The 18,038-nt window shown below is 72.3% G+C and carries 23 protein-coding genes and 1 tRNA gene (1 of these 24 only partly in view); 14 read left to right on the top strand and 10 right to left on the bottom strand.

From position 1 onward, the window contains the following. The first annotated feature begins 8 nt into the window (after positions 1–8). The 6 genes from AC069X_RS29410 to AC069X_RS29385 are packed head-to-tail and all read left to right on the top strand — an operon-like array spanning position 9 to position 3,154. Positions 9–545 (top strand): hypothetical protein, encoded by a 537-nt coding sequence (locus AC069X_RS29410; protein WP_478733172.1) that lies wholly within the window; start codon positions 9–11, stop codon positions 543–545. Beyond that, positions 545–1,084 carry a hypothetical protein gene (locus tag AC069X_RS29405; protein ID WP_478733170.1) on the top strand — a complete coding sequence of 180 codons (540 nt, stop codon included), beginning with the start codon at positions 545–547 and terminating at the stop codon, positions 1,082–1,084. The genes AC069X_RS29410 and AC069X_RS29405 overlap by 1 nt, the downstream gene beginning before the upstream one ends. Positions 1,085–1,144: 60 nt before the next feature. Next, the gene (locus AC069X_RS29400) at positions 1,145–2,068 is read left to right on the top strand and encodes an N-acetylmuramoyl-L-alanine amidase (RefSeq protein WP_478733168.1); all 924 of its coding nucleotides are present in this window, start codon (positions 1,145–1,147) and stop codon (positions 2,066–2,068) included. A gap of 21 nt (positions 2,069–2,089) precedes the next feature. Next, positions 2,090–2,353: a hypothetical protein gene (locus AC069X_RS29395; RefSeq protein ID WP_478733166.1), complete on the top strand. Its 264-nt coding sequence runs from the start codon at positions 2,090–2,092 to the stop codon at positions 2,351–2,353. After that, the gene (locus AC069X_RS29390; protein WP_478733164.1) at positions 2,353–2,787 is read left to right on the top strand and encodes a hypothetical protein; all 435 of its coding nucleotides are present in this window, start codon (positions 2,353–2,355) and stop codon (positions 2,785–2,787) included. Before AC069X_RS29395 ends, AC069X_RS29390 begins: the two co-directional genes overlap by 1 nt. Further along, positions 2,777–3,154, top strand: coding sequence for a hypothetical protein (locus AC069X_RS29385; protein ID WP_478733162.1), 378 nt, complete (start codon positions 2,777–2,779; stop codon positions 3,152–3,154). Before AC069X_RS29390 ends, AC069X_RS29385 begins: the two co-directional genes overlap by 11 nt. A 58-nt stretch (positions 3,155–3,212) precedes the next feature. Here AC069X_RS29385 and AC069X_RS29380 read toward each other — a convergent pair whose 3' ends face one another. Both AC069X_RS29380 and AC069X_RS29375 read right to left on the bottom strand, forming a co-directional pair. After that, complete coding sequence (locus tag AC069X_RS29380) at positions 3,213–3,683, bottom strand: hypothetical protein (RefSeq protein ID WP_478733160.1); 471 nt, start codon at positions 3,681–3,683, stop codon at positions 3,213–3,215. 12 nt (positions 3,684–3,695) lie between these two features. Continuing rightward, entirely contained in the window at positions 3,696–4,928 is a 1,233-nt protein-coding gene (locus AC069X_RS29375; RefSeq protein ID WP_478733158.1) for a helix-turn-helix domain-containing protein, read from the bottom strand. A 315-nt stretch (positions 4,929–5,243) separates the two neighbouring features. Here AC069X_RS29375 and AC069X_RS29370 point away from each other — a divergent pair, with 315 nt between their 5' ends. From AC069X_RS29370 to AC069X_RS29355, 4 genes are all read left to right on the top strand, one after another. Beyond that, positions 5,244–5,450: a hypothetical protein gene (locus tag AC069X_RS29370; protein ID WP_478733157.1), complete on the top strand. Its 207-nt coding sequence runs from the start codon at positions 5,244–5,246 to the stop codon at positions 5,448–5,450. A gap of 263 nt (positions 5,451–5,713) precedes the next feature. Beyond that, positions 5,714–6,226: a glycine-rich domain-containing protein gene (locus AC069X_RS29365; RefSeq protein ID WP_478733155.1), complete on the top strand. Its 513-nt coding sequence runs from the start codon at positions 5,714–5,716 to the stop codon at positions 6,224–6,226. 234 nt (positions 6,227–6,460) lie between these two features. Next, positions 6,461–7,096: a class I SAM-dependent methyltransferase gene (locus AC069X_RS29360; RefSeq protein ID WP_478733153.1), complete on the top strand. Its 636-nt coding sequence runs from the start codon at positions 6,461–6,463 to the stop codon at positions 7,094–7,096. Positions 7,097–7,170: 74 nt separating this feature from the next. Further along, positions 7,171–7,434, top strand: coding sequence for a hypothetical protein (locus AC069X_RS29355; protein ID WP_478733151.1), 264 nt, complete (start codon positions 7,171–7,173; stop codon positions 7,432–7,434). Between the two features lie 196 nt (positions 7,435–7,630). Here the strand turns inward: AC069X_RS29355 and AC069X_RS29350 are convergent, their stop codons facing one another. Then, on the bottom strand, positions 7,631–7,873 hold the full coding sequence (locus tag AC069X_RS29350) for a helix-turn-helix domain-containing protein (protein WP_478733149.1): 243 nt from the start codon (positions 7,871–7,873) through the stop codon (positions 7,631–7,633). Between the two features lie 547 nt (positions 7,874–8,420). Then, positions 8,421–8,495 (bottom strand) — tRNA-Val (locus AC069X_RS29345). Between the two features lie 106 nt (positions 8,496–8,601). Here AC069X_RS29345 and AC069X_RS29340 point away from each other — a divergent pair. The 3 genes from AC069X_RS29340 to AC069X_RS29330 all read left to right on the top strand — a co-directional run bounded on the left by AC069X_RS29340 (position 8,602) and on the right by AC069X_RS29330 (position 10,850). After that, positions 8,602–9,846 carry a hypothetical protein gene (locus AC069X_RS29340; protein ID WP_478733147.1) on the top strand — a complete coding sequence of 415 codons (1,245 nt, stop codon included), beginning with the start codon at positions 8,602–8,604 and terminating at the stop codon, positions 9,844–9,846. 68 nt (positions 9,847–9,914) lie between these two features. After that, positions 9,915–10,634 (top strand): DUF4383 domain-containing protein, encoded by a 720-nt coding sequence (locus tag AC069X_RS29335; protein WP_478733145.1) that lies wholly within the window; start codon positions 9,915–9,917, stop codon positions 10,632–10,634. 9 nt (positions 10,635–10,643) lie between these two features. Next, positions 10,644–10,850: an FmdB family zinc ribbon protein gene (locus AC069X_RS29330; RefSeq protein WP_388936127.1), complete on the top strand. Its 207-nt coding sequence runs from the start codon at positions 10,644–10,646 to the stop codon at positions 10,848–10,850. A gap of 78 nt (positions 10,851–10,928) precedes the next feature. Here AC069X_RS29330 and AC069X_RS29325 read toward each other — a convergent pair whose 3' ends face one another. The 4 genes from AC069X_RS29325 to AC069X_RS29310 are packed head-to-tail and all read right to left on the bottom strand — an operon-like array spanning position 10,929 to position 16,088. Beyond that, a complete protein-coding gene (locus AC069X_RS29325) occupies positions 10,929–11,588 on the bottom strand; it encodes an O-methyltransferase (RefSeq protein WP_478733143.1) in 660 nt (219 codons plus the stop codon). Next, positions 11,585–12,418, bottom strand: coding sequence for an HAD family hydrolase (locus AC069X_RS29320; protein WP_478733141.1), 834 nt, complete (start codon positions 12,416–12,418; stop codon positions 11,585–11,587). The genes AC069X_RS29325 and AC069X_RS29320 overlap by 4 nt, the downstream gene beginning before the upstream one ends. Then, positions 12,415–14,901 carry a phosphoribosyltransferase gene (locus AC069X_RS29315; protein ID WP_478733139.1) on the bottom strand — a complete coding sequence of 829 codons (2,487 nt, stop codon included), beginning with the start codon at positions 14,899–14,901 and terminating at the stop codon, positions 12,415–12,417. Before AC069X_RS29315 ends, AC069X_RS29320 begins: the two co-directional genes overlap by 4 nt. 11 nt (positions 14,902–14,912) lie before the next feature. Next, positions 14,913–16,088 carry an HpcH/HpaI aldolase/citrate lyase family protein gene (locus AC069X_RS29310; RefSeq protein WP_478733137.1) on the bottom strand — a complete coding sequence of 392 codons (1,176 nt, stop codon included), beginning with the start codon at positions 16,086–16,088 and terminating at the stop codon, positions 14,913–14,915. A gap of 194 nt (positions 16,089–16,282) precedes the next feature. On the opposite strand from AC069X_RS29310, the gene AC069X_RS29305 reads away from it, so the two are divergent. Continuing rightward, positions 16,283–17,056, top strand: a complete 774-nt coding sequence (locus AC069X_RS29305; RefSeq protein ID WP_478733135.1) for a TerD family protein — start codon at positions 16,283–16,285, stop codon at positions 17,054–17,056. 106 nt (positions 17,057–17,162) lie between these two features. Here AC069X_RS29305 and AC069X_RS29300 read toward each other — a convergent pair whose 3' ends face one another. Both AC069X_RS29300 and AC069X_RS29295 read right to left on the bottom strand, forming a co-directional pair. Then, positions 17,163–17,903: a TerD family protein gene (locus tag AC069X_RS29300; RefSeq protein ID WP_478733133.1), complete on the bottom strand. Its 741-nt coding sequence runs from the start codon at positions 17,901–17,903 to the stop codon at positions 17,163–17,165. Then, positions 17,836–18,038, bottom strand: partial view of a cyclic pyranopterin monophosphate synthase MoaC gene (locus tag AC069X_RS29295; RefSeq protein WP_478733371.1) — the 3' portion only. Its footprint extends 70 nt past the window's final position; the window shows 203 of its 273 coding nt (coding positions 71–273); its start codon lies off the right edge, out of view; the stop codon is at positions 17,836–17,838. The genes AC069X_RS29300 and AC069X_RS29295 overlap by 68 nt, the downstream gene beginning before the upstream one ends.

Raw genomic sequence — 18,038 nt, 5'->3', positions numbered from 1 at the left:
GAGGCCGCATGCGCGAGACGATTCCGGTACAGCGCGCTGAAGGGTTCTACCGGCCCCCGCCGCGGCTGGCCTCGGACGCCTGGGACCACGTCCCGCCCGCGGAGCGGGTGTGGCGCTGGTACGAGCAGCAGGCACAGCGCAGGCTGGCACCCCCGGCTGGCGTCCTGTTGGGCGAGCCGCCGATCTACGCCCGGATCAACCACGGCCGGTGGGTCGCCGACTGCACGTGTGGCAGCGCGCAGATCGTCACTCCGTCCGACCCGCGGTTGGCGTGCCCGGAGTGCGGCTACGGCTGGGTGCCGGTCGTGTTCCCGAAGGATCCGGCCGCGGCGGAGCGCACGGTCGCCGACCAGGTCCCGGCCGAGCGGAACTGGTGGCAGGCCGACGATACGTCGTGGGACCGGCCGCCCCTGCCCGACGACAACGGCGAGCGACCGCGCCGGGCCCCCCGGCCGGGACATCCGGCGCCGGCCGAGAAGGAGACGCGCCCGGATCCCGGGCCGCCGCTGCCTGAACGGCCCCTGCCCGAAGGGAAGGCGATCTGATGGCGGCCCCGGTCGTTACCCCGCGGACGTGGGTGGTGGGCGAGGTCGTGACGGCGGCCATGATGAACGCCGAGGTGCGCGCCCAGTTCACTGGGCTGGTCGGGTTGTTCTGCTGCACGCAGGTCACCACCAGCTCGTTCGCGATCCCGAACCACGCCTCGAACTACACCGCCGTGCAGTTCAGCTCGATCGCCTCGTCGAACGACACGTCGATGTGGTCGGGCGGCAGTTCGACCCGGCTGGTCGCCCCGCGCGCGGGCACCTATCTGGTTCACGGCGGGATCTCCTGGCCGAGCGGTCTCAGCACCAACGATGCCCGCAGCGAGTTCCGGTACAACGGCACCGGCACCATCATCACGACGGCCCGCATCGGCACCCAAGTGGAATCCAGCGGGAACTGCCAGAGCACCATCTCCGGCGTCGTTGTCTTCACGACCGCCAGCCACTACGTCGAGCTGTACTGCAACCAGAACTCCGGCGGCTCCCTCAACGTCAGCGTCACGCTCGGCATGACCTGTATCAGCCAGGCCACCAGCTGACCCCCCCCCCTTCAGCCCCGCGCCGCCGGCCGGGGCCATTCGTCATGCCCTGGAGGCAGCATGTCTGATCCGCTGTCCGCCGACCGGTTCATCGCCGCGCTCCTCGCCGAGGGCGTACGCGTGCAGGAACACGACGGCTGGCGCACCCACAACCGCAACCACAAGGGCCCCTGGGGGCCGGTCCACGGGGTGATGGTGCACCACACCGTCAGCTCCGGCTCCGCCGCCTCCGTCGAACTCTGCCGCGCTGGCTACACCAGCCTCCCGGGCCCGCTCTGCCACGGCGTCATCGACAAGGCCGGCATCGTCCACCTGATCGGGTACGGCCGCACCAACCACGCCGGCGGCGGCGACATCGACACCCTCAACGCCGTACGCGCCGAGGAGTACAGCGCCCGGCCACCGGTCCCCGACACCGGGAACGTCGACGGGGTCGACGGCAACCGGCACTTCTACGGCTGGGAGTGCGTCAACCTCGGCGACGGCAACGACCCCTGGACGCCCGAGCAGCTCGACGCAATCGAGCGGGCATCGGCGGCCGTTTGCCGGGCCCACGGCTGGACAGCGAAGAGCGTCATCGGACACCTGGAGTGGTCGGACGACAAGGTCGACCCGCGCGGGTTCACCATGGCGTCGATGCGGGACCGGATCGCGGCCCGGCTCGGCGCCGCACCCGCGCACCCGCCGACCACGCCCACCCCGCCGCCCCCTTCGAGGTACGAGCCGTACCCGGGGAAGGCGTTCTTCATGAACGGCTCGACGGCCGCGCTCGGCAAGGAGTCGCCCATCTTCACCGCGATGGGTCAGCGGCTCGTCGCCCGCGGCTTCGGCCGCTACTACTCCGTGGGCCCCGGCCCTCGGCTGGGCCGCGCGGACGTCAACGCGTACGAGGCCTACCAGCGGTCCCTGGGCCACACCGGCGACGCGGCGACGTGGCCGCCGGGACCCACCACCTGGAATCAGCTCCAGGTCCCCAACGTCTGACCCACCCCCAAGGAGATCTTCATGACCAGCCCGTTCCCGCCTGCCAGCACCATCGTCAAGACCGGAGCGACGTACGCCAAGGACGTGGCCGAGCGAACCCTGTGGACCGGAGTGAGCGCCGTCGGCGGCGTCCTCGTCGCGGCCGGCCCGGCCGACATGCTCGACGTCTCGTTCTGGCAGGGCGCCGGCCTCGTCGGCCTGATGGCCGCCGGGTCGTTCCTGAAGGGCCTCGCGGCCCGCCTCGTCGGCGACCCGAACTCGGCGTCCACCGTCAAGGGCGTCTGATGGCAGCCGCCCTATGGCGGCACCTCCAGTGGCGGGGCCTGGCCCTGGCCGGCCTCGGCATCCTGTGGATCACCTACGGCATCGGGCTGATCGTCGCCGACCGGCCCGGCCTCATCGCCGCAGCCGCCCCGCTGCTGCGGGTAATGTGCCTGGAGGCCTGGGGCGGGGTGTGGATCGCCTGCGGCGCGCTCGGCGTCGTGACGGCCGCGCTCCGCCCCGGCCGGGACCTCGCCGGGTTCGCCGGGGCCGCAGGCCCGCCGCTGATCTGGGGGCTGGCCTACATCGCGGCCGCCGCGACCGGCACCTACGGCGTGGCCTGGGCAAGCGTGCCGCCCTTCGCGGCGATCCTGCTGCTGGTGGTGATCGTCGCAGCACTGACAGGGGGGCGGACACGCGGATGCGCATCATGTGAGGGGGTGGCCGATGGGCGGTGAGAGCACGGTCCTCGGTGTGGTGATCGCCGTGGTCGGCGTGATCGGGTCGGTGCTCGTGGCCCGGATGTCCGCGCCGCGGGCGCTCCGCCCGGCGCCGGCGGCGGGGCCGTTAGAGGAGGAGGACCGACCGGCGCTGGAGGTCAGCCCCGAGATCTGGCAGCACTTCTCCGGCCGGATCCGCGGCCTGGAGGACAAGGTCGACCACCTGACCGAGCTGGTCGAGGCGCAGACGGTTCGGGTTACCACGCTGGAGCGGCTGCTCCGCCAGGCGCTGCGCATCATCCGCCAGGCGAACCGGCGCCTGCGCAGCTGCGGCGTGGAGCCGGAGCCTGTCCCGCCCGAGCTGATCCCGTACAGCATCGACTGACTGCATCGCCCCCTCTCGCCTACGGGCGGGAGGGGGCGCCTTCGTGCGTCCGGGGGTGTCAGCGGCTCGCGCCCTCGGGCCAGAGGATCCGTACGGGGACGCCGGTGCGTTCGGCGTATGCCACTACGTCGGCGGTACCTCCGTATCCCCACGCCGGCTTCCCGTCCCAGACGGCCAGCAGTTCATCAACCAGGCCGACGAGGATCTCGCTCCCGGCCATGTGCGCTGAGGAGTCGGAGGCGTCCAGCCCGGTGCGGTGCACGTCGGCGGCGCGGCTGATCAGTTCGTCGTACAACGGCCAGTGCTCTGCGGGCAGCCCTTCACGGTACTGGGCTGCGGGGAGGACGACTTCGAGGCGGCCGCCGTGGGCAAGGACGTACTCGGCGAACCACGAATCGGGGCCGTCCGCGATGCAGGAGACGCCCACCAAGTCAGTGCCGTGCTCGCGCACTGCGGCGCCGAGGAGGTCACGTACCTGCTGCTCCACCTCAGCGCTCAGCCCTCGGTGACCAGTGATCCCTACGCGCATGGCATTCCTCCCCTACAAGTAGACGTCGTGCAGCCGCTCATCAAACTCCCTCACCACCTTGGGTGACGACGTCGTTCGGTACGAGCGGCGAACCGCGCGGGCACGGTCCACGATCCTCCCGGAACGGTACTGGAGCCCCGTGTCCAGCGCGCGGCCAGCGAACGCGAACGCGGCCTCGACCCGCCCGGCCGCCAGATGGCCGGCGGCGATGTCGAGGATGAGAAGGGCCCGCTGCTTGGCGTGGCCGGTGGCGAGGGCTTCGGCGTCGGCTTCCAGCACCCAGGTGGGCAGACCAAGCCGTGCCCCGCAGGTGACGCGGGCAGCCGCCACCTTGCTTTCATTGAAGGTGAAGACCCACGGCCACGGCGGGGGCTCTACCGAGCCCAACCGCGTTGCCAGGGTCCGGCTGGTGGTCAGGGCTCGGTCTGCTGCTCGCTCGTCGCCCGCTGCGGCGTGGGCCAAGGCCTCGACCGATGACAGCCAAGCATCCGCGACGGCTGGCCTACGCGCGTCCAGGTACTTGCGGGCGGTCCGAGTCCAGGTGAGTGCCTGGGCTCCGTTACCCGCGTCCGCTTCAAACTGGGCCATGGTCCCAGCCTGGTAGGCGGCAAGAAGGGGGTCCCCGGCGGCACGCGCGGCCTTGATCGCCGAGCCATACCACATGCGGGTAGAACCGTGGTCTCCCATGTCCCACGACAGCCAGCCCACCAGGCTCGCGGCTTCGCTGCCGACGCCAGCGAGCCGTGCTCGCTCCTGGTCGCTGCCGGCCGCCTGGGCCACCTTCTGCACCAGCCGGAGGTGGGACTGAACGGCTTCAGCGAGATCACGAGATGGCGTTGACCCGTCCATCCGACGGTATGAGGCGGTCCCGAGCCTCAGCGGCGCGGCCTGCCCTGGGCCATCGCCAGGGTCGGGGAGGGCTGACAGTATCGGGGTAGCGGCGGCTGCCCCCAGGCCACCCATGAAGTTGCGTCGTTCCACGTGCTCGAACCCATCTCGTGTTGCCGCGTCGGCGAGGCCCACGAGGGAACCCGGAATGCCCAGGCCTACGGCGGCCGCTGCCAGGACGTCAGTCGCGTACGCCCCGACACCTCGTTTCTCCAGCCGGGAGATGGCTGACTGGGACAGCCCGCACGCCTGGCCTAACTGTTCCTGCGTCATCCGAGCGTCCTTTCGGACCAGCTCGATGACCCTGCCGTAGTCCTTCGCCCGCGACGCTTCTTTGACCGTCGGCGAAATCCTCAACGCGCCTGCCCCCAGTCTCGGGTTTCATCCGCTCCAGGTAACTGCCGTACCCGCCGCACGCATATCCGTATGCGCATGCCGCATCGGAGATGGTCCCACGCAGCCACCCCGCCGAAGACTGTTCTCACCACCCGCTGACAACGGTAGGGAGTGACCCGTGACCGGCCGCATCATCCGCAGCTGCACCGAGGCGCCCTCGGCATCAACACCCCGGCCAGCCCGGGCGAGCGGCTGGCGCCGGCGCCCAGCGCCAACGTGCTCGACCCGGGCACGCGTCGGCTGGGAGCGCTTCATCGGCAGCGTCGGAGGCCCCCGGTGAGTGAGACGTACGAATACCAGCCTCATCGCCTGCTCCGGAAGCAGGTCCGTGACATCGCCTCCGGCGCTGAAGGCGAACTGATGGCCGTGATCAACGAGAACGTCTCCGACACCGGGATCGAGCACTGGATGGAGCTGGCATACATCCGGGGCGCGTCCGGCCGGGAGTTCACCACGGCCGTCGACAACGTCCAACCTGCCTGATGCGCATCTGCTGCCGGTGCGACCGCACCATCCGCAGCACGACGTACGACACTATCCGCGTGGACTCGGCGTCCGGGGCTCGCCCCGATCAGTACGCCCACACCCTCGGGGATCCGAAATGCCGGCCGATCACGGACAACGATCCGGCCGACCTCCACTGATCTGCACACGACCAAGGGAGAAGCATGTCCAGTCCCGTCCCTCCGCCTCCGCCGTGCGGCGCCAGGCAGCCGCAGCCGCCGACGCCGGCGCAGACCGGCACCATGACCCTCACGCGGGAGCCCGGCGTTCGCGACGCCCGCGACCTCCTCGCCCCCGACGACTTCATGGCGGTGACCGCGACCGTCGCGAAGGACAACCCCGACATGGGCTGGACGATGGCCGAACGGGTCGTCGTCGAGGGCCTCAAGTTCGTCGCCGCGGCGGCCAGCGGCGCGCTCGGGATCGCGCCGTCCCGGGTGGTCGACGAGGGCTGGCACGCCCTCATCCTGCACACCGCCATCTACCGGGCGCTGTGCGACCGGCTCGGCGGGTTCGTGCACCACTACCCCGAGCCCCCGGACTCCGGCCGCTACGACCCCGACTTCATCGACCGGACCATGGCCGCGATCGAGGCCGCCGGCTTCCCTGTGGACCGGGAGCTGTGGCGGGGCCCGGACAACGGGATCGTCGAGGTGGCCGCGTCCTGCCAGCACGCCCCGAACTGCGGGCCCATCGTGCCGATGCCCACGCCGCAGTGCCTGCCGGACCCGCCCCCGCCGCCGCCCAGCGAGTGAACACCCCTGCCCGGCGCTACGCTCCACTCCGATGGGAGGACACATGCAGGAGTGGACAGACCCTCGGTACGCCGAGCTAGTCGAGGCCTGGCGTGAGGCGCAGCTGCCGACGTCCCGTGACCCGGAACAACCTCCGGCCCGCGGGTTCATCGTGCAGCCGCCGTCTCACGACTGACCGCAAGCCCGGCCCGGCCGCCCCGCGCGGCCGGGCCCCTTCTCTGCGGAGTCCCCTTCATGACGCTTGAGTCCTCTTGGGACAGCTATGCCCGCCTCGCCCTGGCCGGCCGCCACGGCCCACCTCCACCCTTCAGCTGGACGGTCCACCCCGGCTACAGCCTTGGCGTGGAACTCCTGGAGGTCGGCCCCGGCTCCGAGGTGCTGGAACTCGGCTGCGGCAAGGGCGACCGCCTCGCCTACCTCGCCTCGCTCGCCGTCCGCGCCGTCGGAGTCGACCTCTCCGGCGTACAAGTCGCCGCCGCAACCGCACGGTGGGGATCAGCGATCGACGTGCACCACGCCGACGCCACCCACTTCCTCCGCACCACCCCCGCCGTCTACGACGCCGTGTACTCGGCCTACGGCGCTCACTGGTTCACAGACCCGAAGCTGCTCCTCCCGGCCATCCGCGCGCGCCTCCGGCCCGGCGGCGTGCTGGTGCTGGCCCACCTGCCCCCGGGGAAGCACTTCAACGTCCACGGCCCTACTGCCGCGCGGGCCGGTACGACGACCGTGCCCCGTTGGGAGGGCGAGGCCTACCAGTGGGCCAACATGCTGGAGGAGGCTGGCTTCCTCTCACCCTCAGCCGTCACCATCCACCCGCCCCGCGGCAGCGGAGCGGAACCAACGATCGTGCTCCGCGCCTGGGGGTAGGCACCGCACGAGCACAGCGCGCCCGTCGCCGATGAGCAGACCCGACTCACCCCTCGACCCGGAGCCTCGATCTCGTGATCACCACCGATTTCACCGCGACCCCTACCGACGTCACCATCTGCGAGGCCTGCTGGCGTGAGCCGGTCGAGATCGCCCGCACCAGCCAGGACGGGCACAGTCGCGACCTGCTGTGCGTCCAATGCGCCGAGGAGGGGTACCCGACGCGCGTCGCCTTGTTCCCGCCGCTCGGTATCTTCGGGCTCCCGTGGCGACGCCTGAGGCCCACCGAGCCGAGCGCCGCGCCCCCGCCCCCAGCGGCCAGCCGACCGCCCGCGTAGACGTAGCTGGCCGGCACGGTCGCCCCGGTCGGCACCCCTTCCGCCGGCCGGGGCTGCACGCGGCCGTTCCGGTCTGGTCGAAATCGGCTAGATTCCCGCTCGACCTGCACTTTTGGCCGGAACATGACTGATGCGGCGACGGTTTTCAGCCAGTACGGTGAACGCATGCTGAAGCACCCAATCCGCTTAGGCTGACCTAATCCCGAACGAGGTGGGAGAGGGGCACGCCGATGGCGTCCGCGATCAGGATCAGCGAATCCAGGAGCGGACTGGCCTTACCCAGCTCGATGTTCACGTACGTGGCGCGGTCCATATCGTTGGCCCGCTGAGCCACACGCTCCTGCGTCAGGTTCCGCTCTAGGCGCGCCTCGCGGATTTGCCGACCGATGCGTCGTCGCCTCTCGATGACATGAGGAGGCGGAGGTACGGAGCGCGGCACCCGTCCACGCTCACCAAATCATGATCGAAAGTATGTAGGGCAAAACCTACACTGCGTGACCTTGAAGCCCCGCGGCACTAGAGAGCCAATCCCGGGGCGACCGAACTCGCCCGCGCGCCTCGCGCGATCAAGGGTGAGCGGGATGGTGTGGCTGGCGTCCGTCAATCCGCCAGCGCGCGCCTCCCTGGCCCTGATTCCGATCAGGGCGGCCGCCCGGTCCCCTCGAAGGGGCCGGGCGGTCTAGCGTGTACGGAAGAACCCCCCGCCGACTTCCGCGACGGGGGGTTCCTGCCCCGAGGGCCGGGCCTCCCCGCCCGAACACCTCAGGTTGTGAGCAGCGTCAATCTGGCGCACGCGGGGAGGCGCGCCGGCCCTGCTCGACTTGCACTGTAACCCGATGATCTGCCAGTTGTGACCCCCCATCTGGGTGATGACCGAGGCCCTGACGGTGGCGATGTGGCGTCGATGTGGCGTCCGAAACAAGGAAGACCCCCCAGTCGAACACGACTGGGGGGTCAACAACAGGCCTTGACCTGCCACTTCCTACTGGTGGGCGCGGACGGTTTCGAACCGCCGACATCTGCTTTGTAAGAGCAGCGCTCTACCCCTGAGCTACGCACCCGTGGACGAGTGGACAGCCTACATGCACCGTGCACCCCCCACGCAATCCCGTTCCCGTGGGGGAGAATGGACCGGGGCACGGGTGGACGGGGTACGGGAGTGGGACTGTGACGACGGCATCCCGGCGGTGGTTCGGCGGGCGGGACGAGAGTCGGCGGGCGGACGCGCAGGCGGCGAAGGATGCCGCCGCGGCCGCGTTCTACGAGCTGGACACCGCGCAGCGGGATCTGCGGATCTCCATCGAGACCATCGCCGCCGCCGACGGGTCTCCGGCCGCGCGGCAGGCCGTCGAGGGGTTCGCGGCGCTCGGGCGGCGCATCGACGAGGTCAGCCACGGCTACATCGAGGCCGTCGACGCGCACGACCTGGACCGGGTCGACCTGGAGGGGTCCGCCGCCGCGCGGGCGCGGGAGCAGCTGACCCGGGCGCGGGACGAGCTGGTGCGGGTCAAGGGGGAGCTGGAGCGGTTCGCCCAGGGGCTGCAGCCGCTGCTGGACAAGGCGGAGACGCAGCTGGCGCAGGTCGCGCCGGCCCGGGAGCGGGCGAAGGCGGCCCTGCTGGCGGCGAGTGACGCGCTGGACGCGGCTCGGGCCGGGGGGATGCGGGCCGACGACCTCGCGGCGCGGCTGGCGGCGCTGGGGCCGGAGCTGACGAAGCTGAACCAGGGCGCCGCGCAGCACGGGGTGCAGGCGACCGTGCAGCGGGCCGACCGGATCCTGCGGGACGCGGAGGCCGTGCGGGCCGAGGCGGCGCGGCTGCCGGAGCGGGCTGCGGAGATCGACCGGCGGCTGGTGAGCCTGCGGACCCGCGCACAGGCGCTGCGCAATCGGGCGGACCGGGTGGATCCGGTGCTCAGCGAGCTGAGGCGCCGGTTCAGCGCGGCGTGCTGGCAGGACCTCCAGCACGTCCCCGACCAGGCAGTACGGGACGTCGCGCAGGCGGAGGACCGGCTGGCGGAGGCCGGCCGGGCGCGGGAGGAACAGCGCTGGGCGGACGTAACGACGCTGGTCGAGGCGGTTCGGGCCGCGCTGGACGCGACCGACGAGGCGGTGTCGGCCGCGCAGGACCGGCTGGCGCGGCTGGAGGCGGTGGCGCGGGACCCGAAGGCCGAGGCGGAGCGGACGCGCTTCGCGATCCGGGACGCGCAGCGGCTGGCGATGGCGGGCCGGAGCGTGCCCGATCCGCGGCACGCGCGGCCGCTGGACGAGGCGGTGGCGCGGCTGGAGCGTGCGCTGGCGGGGCTGGAGGGGCGCCACCCGGACTACTGGCACTTCCTCCAGGAGATGGAGCGGGTACGGGCGGCCGTGGCCCGGGTGGTGACGGACATCCGGGACCAGCGGGCGGTCGGGTAGCGGTCGGGTAGCGGGGCCCCCGGCCGGAGGCGGATGCTGGAACGGAACAGCGGACAGAGGAGGGCGCCATGGCTGCCCACACGTTCCACCTGCCCCGCAGGCACCGGGCGGCTCCCCCCGTGCCGCACGAGCCGTACGTGGCGCACGCGGCCTACGGCTGCACGGAGCCCCACGAGCACTACGCCCCCTACGTGCCCCACGAGCCGTACGGGCCGCCTCCGGAGCGGCAGGGGCCGCGCCTGGTCGAGCGGGTGCTGCACCCGGTCAACGCCCGGCTGGACGAGCACCTGCCGTCCGACCACAAGCTCAGCAAGGTGTACCGGGTCGGCGCGGGACTGACCGGTCTGCTGCTGGTGGTGTTCGGGGTCCTGGGGCTGATCGACCGCGTCGGGTTCTTCGACACCGGTGGCGACACGGTGCTGGCCCTGAACACGAACGGTGCGCTGAGCGTCCTGTCGATCTGCATCGGCGCGCTGCTGTTCGCCGGGATGGTGATCGGCGGGACGTTCGCCTCGACCCTGAACATCGTGCTGGGACTGGCCTTCATCGCGAGCGGGTTCGTGAACCTCGCGCTGCTGGACACGGGCCTGAACTTCCTGGCGTTCCGCATCCAGAACGTGCTGTTCAGCTTCGTCGTCGGCGTGATGCTGATGTGGTTCGGGATGTACGGGCGGGTGGGCAGCGCCCTGCCGCACGACAACCCGTACTGGCGCGCCCGGCACCCCGAACAGGCGGCGCGCGAGGCGCGGATCCGGGAGGGATTCCACCCCGGGCACCGCACTGCGTAGCCTGTGCGCATGCCTCGTTACGAATACCGCTGCCGGACCTGCGACGACACCTTTGAGGTCAGCCGGCCGATGGCCGAGTCGTCCGCGCCCGCCGACTGCCCCGCCGGGCACGCGGACACCGTCAAGCTGCTCTCCGCCGTCGCCGTCGGCGGGACCAGCAGTGCCCCCGCTCCGGCCGGCGGGGGCGGGTGCTGCGGCGGGGGCGGCTGCTGCTGAGCCGGCCGGAGGGGCTCCGCCACCCGAAGGGGCTCCGCCACCCGAAGGGGCTCGGCCGCCCGGAGGAGCTCCGCCGCCTCAGCGCTTGCGCGAGAGGGTGAGGCCGTCCGAGATGGCCAGGAGGACGGAGTCCATCCGGGTGTCGGCCATGGCGTGCTCGTTGAAGGCCCGGACAGCGGCGCCGCGGCCGGCGGGCGACTCGTCGAGGACGGTGCCGTGGAAGAGGGTGTTGTCGGTGACGATCAGCCCGCCGGGGCGCAGCCTCGGTACCAGTTCCTCCCAGTAGAGGATCTGGTTCTGCTTGTCGGCGTCGATGTACGCCATGTCGATGTGCGGTTCCGCCGGCATGGCGCGCAGCGTGTCCAGGGCCGGGGCGAGGCGCAGGTCGATGCGGTCGGCGACGCCCGCCGCCGCCCAGGCCTCGCGGCCGTACGCCGTCCACTCCTGTGACACGTCACAGGTGATCAGGCGGCCGTCGGCCGGGAGGGCCTGGGCCATGGACAGGGCCGAGAAGCCGGTGAAGGTGCCGATTTCCACGACGTGGCGCGCGCCGGTCAGCCGGACCAGGAAGGCCAGCAGCGGTCCCTGTTCCTCCGCGGACTGCATGCCGGCCGACTCGGGGAACTTCTCCCAGGTGGTCCGGACGAGCCCCCGCTGAACCTCGTCCAGCGGGGGGTTGTGCGCCAGGACGTACTGGTAGAGCTCATCGGTGATCTTGGTGCTGTTGCCCTTGGTCATGCGGTCAGTGTCGCAACCGCCCGGCCGAATTCCCGGACGATCTCCTCACCGGCCAGGACCCCGGCCGTGCTCAGGGCCGTCACCGCGGGCGCGGTCCAGGCGGCGTCGGCCAGCTCGCCGTGCCCCGGCCGCCAGGCCCGGTCGGCCGCCAGCAGCAGGTCGGCGTCCAGCAGCGAGTCGCCGGCGGCGAGGGTGGCGGACGCGCCCGTGCGTCGGGCGACCTCGCGCATCGCGGCGCTCTTGGTCAGCGGGCGCGGGACGGCGTAGATCTTGCGGCCCTGGAGGGAGACCGTCCAGCCGCGTGCCTCCGCCCACTCCGTCAGGGCCTTGAGCCACTCGTCGGGCACCAGCGCCCGTTCCACGACCAGGTACGCGAAGAGGTCCTCCGCCACCCGCGCCTTGCGCAGCCACGCCGGGTCGGCCACGGCCAGCAGGTGCGCCTGCACCTCCTCCAGCGGAGCGCACTCCTCGGCGAGCCTCCCGGCCACCGCGCGCCGCCAGTCCCGGTCCGGGACCCCGTCCACCAGCAGCTGGCCGCCGTTGGCGCAGATCGCGTACGGGGCCGGGGGTCCGGGGAAGCGGATCCGCTGGTACTGCTTGCGGGTACGGGTGGTGGTAGGGACGAAGACCGCCGAAGGGTCCGCGGCCAGTTCCGCCAGCAGCGCGGCCGCCGTCTCCGTCATGTAGGAGAGCGGCTTGCCCTCGTGCACCTCGACGCACAGCAGCCGGGGGGCCTGCGGGTCGGGCATGGTCAGGCCGAGGGCGGCCGACGAGTAGATGAGCGTACGGTCGAGGTCACTGGCTACGAGGACGGTCTCTCGGCGGGTCACTTGGATGCCACAGCCTTTCCGTCGGCGCCCGTGGCGCCGCGCGTGAAGCGGGGGTGGATGAGTCCCACGCACGTGTAGGGCAGGTCGTCGGCCTCCTCGACCGGGACCCCGCGCTGCTCGGCGAGCAGGCGTACGTGATCCAGGTCGGGGCCGGCCCCGCGCCGGGCCAGGATCTTCCACGGCACACGGCGCAGCAGCACCCGCGTGGTCTCGCCGACGCCGGGCTTGACCAGGTTCACGTCGTGGATGCCGTACTCCTCGCTGATCCGCTCCACTGCCGCCCAGCCCACCCAGGTCGGGGTGCGGTCCGCGGCGAGGAGCTCCTTGACCTCGGCGGCGACGGCGTCGGCGACCTCGTCGAAGCGGGCGGCGACGGTGTCGACGAAGGCGGCGGAGACATCGGCTCCGGCCAGCTCCCGGTAGAACTTCGCACCGTGGAAGTCGCCGGGGCCGACCAGGTCGGACCTGAGCACCGTACGCGAGACGAGTCCGGAAACGGTGGAATTGAGGCAGGCGGAGGGGATCAGGAAGTCCTCGCGGGTGCCGTACGTCCGCACGCAGGAGCCGGGGTCGGCGAGGACGACGATCTCCGGGTCGAAACCGGGGAACTCCGCCAGGGCCTCGCGCAGTTCGCGGGTGATGGCGCCCTTGCCGGTCCAGCCGTCGACGAACACGACGTCGGCCGGGTCGTGGTGGGCGGCGAGCCAGCGCAGCGCGTTGGCGTCGATGCCGCGGCCGCGGACGATGGAGACGGCGTAGTGCGGCAGGTCCAGGCCGTGCCGCTTGCGGGCCCAGCGGCGCATCAGCACGCCGACGGGCGTGCCGGCGCGGGCCAGGGAGACCAGGACGGGCGACGGGGAGCGCTCGGCGAGGACGGTCTCGGTGACGGTGCCGACGGCGCGGGCGATGCGGGCCGCCGAGGCGTCCAGCGCGCTGCGGTAGAGCTCCTGGTACTGCGGTGAGGGCTGGTACTCCACGGGCAGGGACTCGGCGTAATGGGCGCCGCCCGCCTGGATGGCCTCCTCGCGCTCCTCGGTCGGGGCCTCCAGCCGTACGCCGGACAGGTCCTGGAGGAGCCAGCCGACGTCCTCGGGGGCGTACGAGGAGAAGGCCGGCCCCCGCAGCGGCTCGGGCAGCGGCGGCTCGGTCACGGTCGGCTCCTGCCGGTCGGGGGTCTCGGGCGTGTAGGACGGGACGACGGCCAGGACGACCCGGCCGGTGTGCGGGGCGAGCCCGGCGAGCAGTCCCGCGTGCAGCTCGGGCGTGTCCCCGGCGGAGTCGACGACGGCGACGACGGTGTCGAAGCCCGCGCCGGCGACGTTGTAGGCGTAGCGGTCGCCGGGCCCGTCGGCGGGGACGTCGTGGGCGGGGAAGACCAGCCGGGTGCGGATGGCGTAGCCGGGGTCGTCCACGGCGAGCACGGGCGAGCGGGTGGTGGTGGAGAACCGCACCTCGGTGGCCGCCCCGGACTCCTCCAGGGCCAGCGCGAGCCGCAGCGGTGCGTACATCAGCTCCTCGTTGCCGAGTACGAGGACCCTCCCGGGCTCCGCGCCGAGCGCGCCGGCGATCCGGGCGGCCATGGCGGGCAGGGCGGCCTCCAGTGCCTCGCGGTGCGCGGGGGTGAAGCCGTGGCGGCCGCCGTCGGGCAGCCCGGCGGGCCAGCCGAGCGGCACCCGGAGGGCCTGCCGCGCCGCGGCGGCCGGGCCGACGGCGCGGGCGTCGTCCTGCCGGGCCGGGGCGGCTGCGGCCTCGTACTCCTCGACCAGCGCCCGCCCCTTGTCCAGCACCCCTTCCGGGAGGGCGACCGTCCCCGAGGCCAGGGCCACCAGGTCCACCCGCGCGCCCAGCTCTGCGGCGAAGGCGGTGAGCCGGTCGCGGTCGGGGGCGGAGCGCATGTCGACGAGGGCGACGACCACGTAGTGCGCGCGGGGGTGGCGGGCGTGCAGATCGCGGATGGTGTTCAGGACCGTGTTGCCGGTGGAGAACTCGTCGTCGACGAGGACCAGCGGCCCCTCCCCCGCCAGCAACCCGGGGTCCTCGGGCAGCAGCAGGTGCGAGGTGGCGTGCGAGTGGGCCTCCTCGAAGCCACCGGCGGGCCGCACTCCCGGTACGGGGCGGCGGGTGGAGTGCAGGTAGGGGGCGGGTCCCAGACCGTCGGCGACGCAGTGGCCGAGCCCGGTGGCGGTTTCGGCGTAGCCGAGGACCACCGCCCGGGCGGCGGAGTCCCCGAGCAGCTCGCGGACGCGTACGCCGAGCCCGTGGCCGGCCGCGTACACGGCGCCGGGCGACTGCGGGACGTGCTTGCCCAGCACCTGCGAGACCAGCAGGTGCGCCCGCTTCGGGTTGCGGCGCAGGGCCAGCCCGAGCAGTTCCTTCAGCCCTGGCGACGCCGCGCCGGCGGTTTCGCTCAGGTCCACGCCCAGCCGCTCGGCGACCCAGGTTCCCGACCAGACCGTGTCGATCGTCTTGCCCTTCCTCGTCATGGCAGCCCGGCTCACACCTGGAGCCCGGCCGTCAGGAGGTCGACGAAGCCGACCTCCTCCTTCGCCACACCGAAGACCTCGGCGCGCAGCATGGTGCGCTCGGCCCAGGCCCGGTGGGGCTTCACCTCGTTCATCTTGTTCGTGTAGGCGGAGCGCATCACTCCGCCGCCGTCGCGCTCGGGGCGCAGGATGTCCTGGGCGTCGCTGAACTCCTCGTGGGAGACCACCGACAGCGCGTGCACCGGCGTGACGTGGGCCGGGTGGATGCAGGTCTTGCCGAGCAGGCCGTTGGCCCGGTCGAGTTCGATCTCGCGCAACAGGCCGTCCAGGTCGTGTTCGATCAGCGCGGTGCGCAGTTCCTCCACGCCCTCCTCCAGGAAGGGGCTGCGGCGCAGCTGCGGCTTGAAGAGGCGCTGCTGGCTGCGGAAGTACTCCCAGACGGGGCCGGTGACGGTGAAGCCGGTGCCGTCGGCGCGGCTGAGGACGTTGACCACGTCGGCGATGACGCCGGCGACGATCTGGACGTCGTACGCGGTCATGTCGGGGGTGCGGCGCAGGCCGTACACGGAGCAGAAGTCGGTGACGCCGAGGCGCAGGGCGAGGACCCGCTCGCGGTAGCGGTTGACGGTGCGCTTGATGCCGGCGAGTGCCTCGACGCGGGTCTCCAGGTGGAGGAGGTCGGGCGTCTCCAGGACCGGCATGGCATACAGGCGGGGCAGTCCGGCGGCGGCCTCGGCGTGGGCGACGGCGTCGAGGAAGGCCGTTCCGCGGCTTTCGGTGAACTTCGGTAGTACGAATCCGGCCAGATTGTGGACGGAACCGCCGAGGCGCCGGACGAGGTCGGGTATCTGCTCGGGGGTGCGGACGCGGATGAAGAGGAGCGGGAGCCCCTCGGGGCCCGGCCCCTCGGCACCGAGGGCCGCGAACTGCCGGACGAGGTTCTCCTCGCCGTCGAGGACGTCGGCGTCGCTGATGGAATCCTCCAGGCAGAGGACCATGGAGGCGACGCCCCGGCCGGCCTGCTTGCGGATGTCGTCGGCCAGCCTGGGCCGGATGGCGGGGCTGTAGAGGGTCGCTCCGAGCGCGGCGGCCAGGGTGCGGGCCGGGGAGGCCAGGTCGAACTCCGCCGGCTCCTGGTGGAAGAGGTCCTTGCGGACCGTGGGCGATATGTGCCCGAAGTGACGCATGTGCTTCCCCCGTACTGCCTCGGCGGCCCAACTGGCGTGGCCGGTAATAGTACGTACGAACGCGAGTCAAGAGTTCCTCAAGCACATGAAGTTCAGGTAACCCTCTTGCACCATGCCCAGCTCTCGCCTTCGGGACAAGGCCCTACGGGGGGCCGCATTGTCCCGGTCGGCCCCGGGAGGGCAGGATGACGGGCATGACGCACGCGATGCAGAAGGGCTCCAACATCCCGGTCACCGCCACGGCGGTCCGGGCGGTGCTGCGCTGGACCACCGGACCCCAGGTGCCGGACGTGGACGCCTCGGCGCTGCTCGTGGGAGCGGACGGGCGCGTGCGCTCGGACGAGGACTTCGTGTTCTACAACCAGCCCCGGCACCCCTCGGGGTCCGTGTGGCGCCTGGGCAAGAAGCAGGTGGGCGACGGGGTCACCGACGCGGTCCAGGCGGACCTGCGGGCCGTACCGCCGGCCGTGGACCGCATCCTGGTGGTGGCCTCCGCCGAGGACGTGCCGTTCGAGCAGGTCCGCGACCTGCGGATCCAGCTGTACGACGCCACGCCGGGCGGCGCCCCGGAACCGCTGGCCCACTTCGACGTCCGCCCCGAGACCGGCGCCGAGACGGCGCTGATCTGCGGGGAGATGTACCGCCGGGGCGAGGGGTGGAAGTTCCGCGCCCTGGGCGAGGGGTACTCCGACGGCCTCGTGGGGCTGGCCACCGACCACGGGATCTCCGTGGACGAGAACGCCGGTGAGGCGGCGGCCGAGGCCGCCCCGGCCGCGGCGCCGGCGCCCGGGGACGACCGGACCGCCGCCATGCGGCCCCCGGCGTCCACCCCGGTCACCCAGGCCCCGCCGGCCGCCCAGCCGGCCTACGGGTACCCGCAGCAGGTGTCCCCGGTGCCGGTACCGGCTCCGGGCGGAGACCCGTCGTTCCGGATGCCGGTGCAGGGCCCGCAGTTCATCCGCCGCTGACGTCGCGGACGCAGCGGATGCCGCGGGCGCCACTGGTACCACTGGTGCCACTGGCGTCACCGGTGCCGCCTGGCGGGCGCGGGCGGGGGCCGTCCGGCCCCCGCGCTCAGGCCTTCGTGCTCTTGTAGCCCCGGCCCCACTGGAGCCCCCAGCCGTACAGCCGGTCCAGCTCCGCCTGGAACCCGTACACGAACTTCACCTCGCGGCGGACGATCATCTCGCCCTTGACGTTCTCCAGCGACAGCACCGCGCAGGAGCGGGCCTGCGGATGCCGCTCGTCCAGCGGGATCTCGATCCTGGGACCGGCGGTCGGGTACAGGGTGACCAGGGCGTGGGTCCGGTCGAAGGCCGGGGTCTGGTCGTAGATGTAAACGAAGACGAGCAGCCGCTTGATCTCGTCGGCGTGGTCGAGGTTGATGTAGAGGGTCTCCCCCGAGCCCGAGCCGAACCGGTCGTCGCCGCTGAGCTTCACGTACGGCGGTTCGTTCAGGTCGCCGAGCAGGTTCCCCAGCGGCTGTACGGCGCCACGGGTGCCGTCGGTCAGCTCGTACAGGCAGCCCATGTCCAGGTCGACGTTGACCATGCCCTGGGTGTGCGCCTGCACGATGTCCGGCTTGAAGAGCTTGAACGGGTGCCGGAAGAGCTGGCCGCTCTGCCCGGAGCGGCCGCCGAAGTCGGAGGTGCGCATCCGCCAGGAGAGGTTGACGCGCATGTTGCCGTGGACGGCCTGCTGTTTGGTGAGCGACACCGTCGGGTGCCGCTTGGTCAGCTCGATGGTGTTAGACGAGGCGTTGCCCGAGTCGAAGCCCATGGCGCGAGCGCCCCTGATCCCGTCGAAGAACCCCATGTTCCAACCCCCCAGGTCGGTCCGTGCAGCGGACAGTGCGGCGGGGGGGGGGGGGGGGGGGGGGGGGGGGGGGGGGGGGGGGGGGGGGGGGGGGGGGGGGGGGGGGGGGGGGGGGGGGGGGGGGGGGGGGTACGT

The organism is Streptomyces sp. NPDC043896, from assembly GCF_056435605.1.
This window is presented reverse-complemented; position numbering and strand designations above follow the sequence as displayed.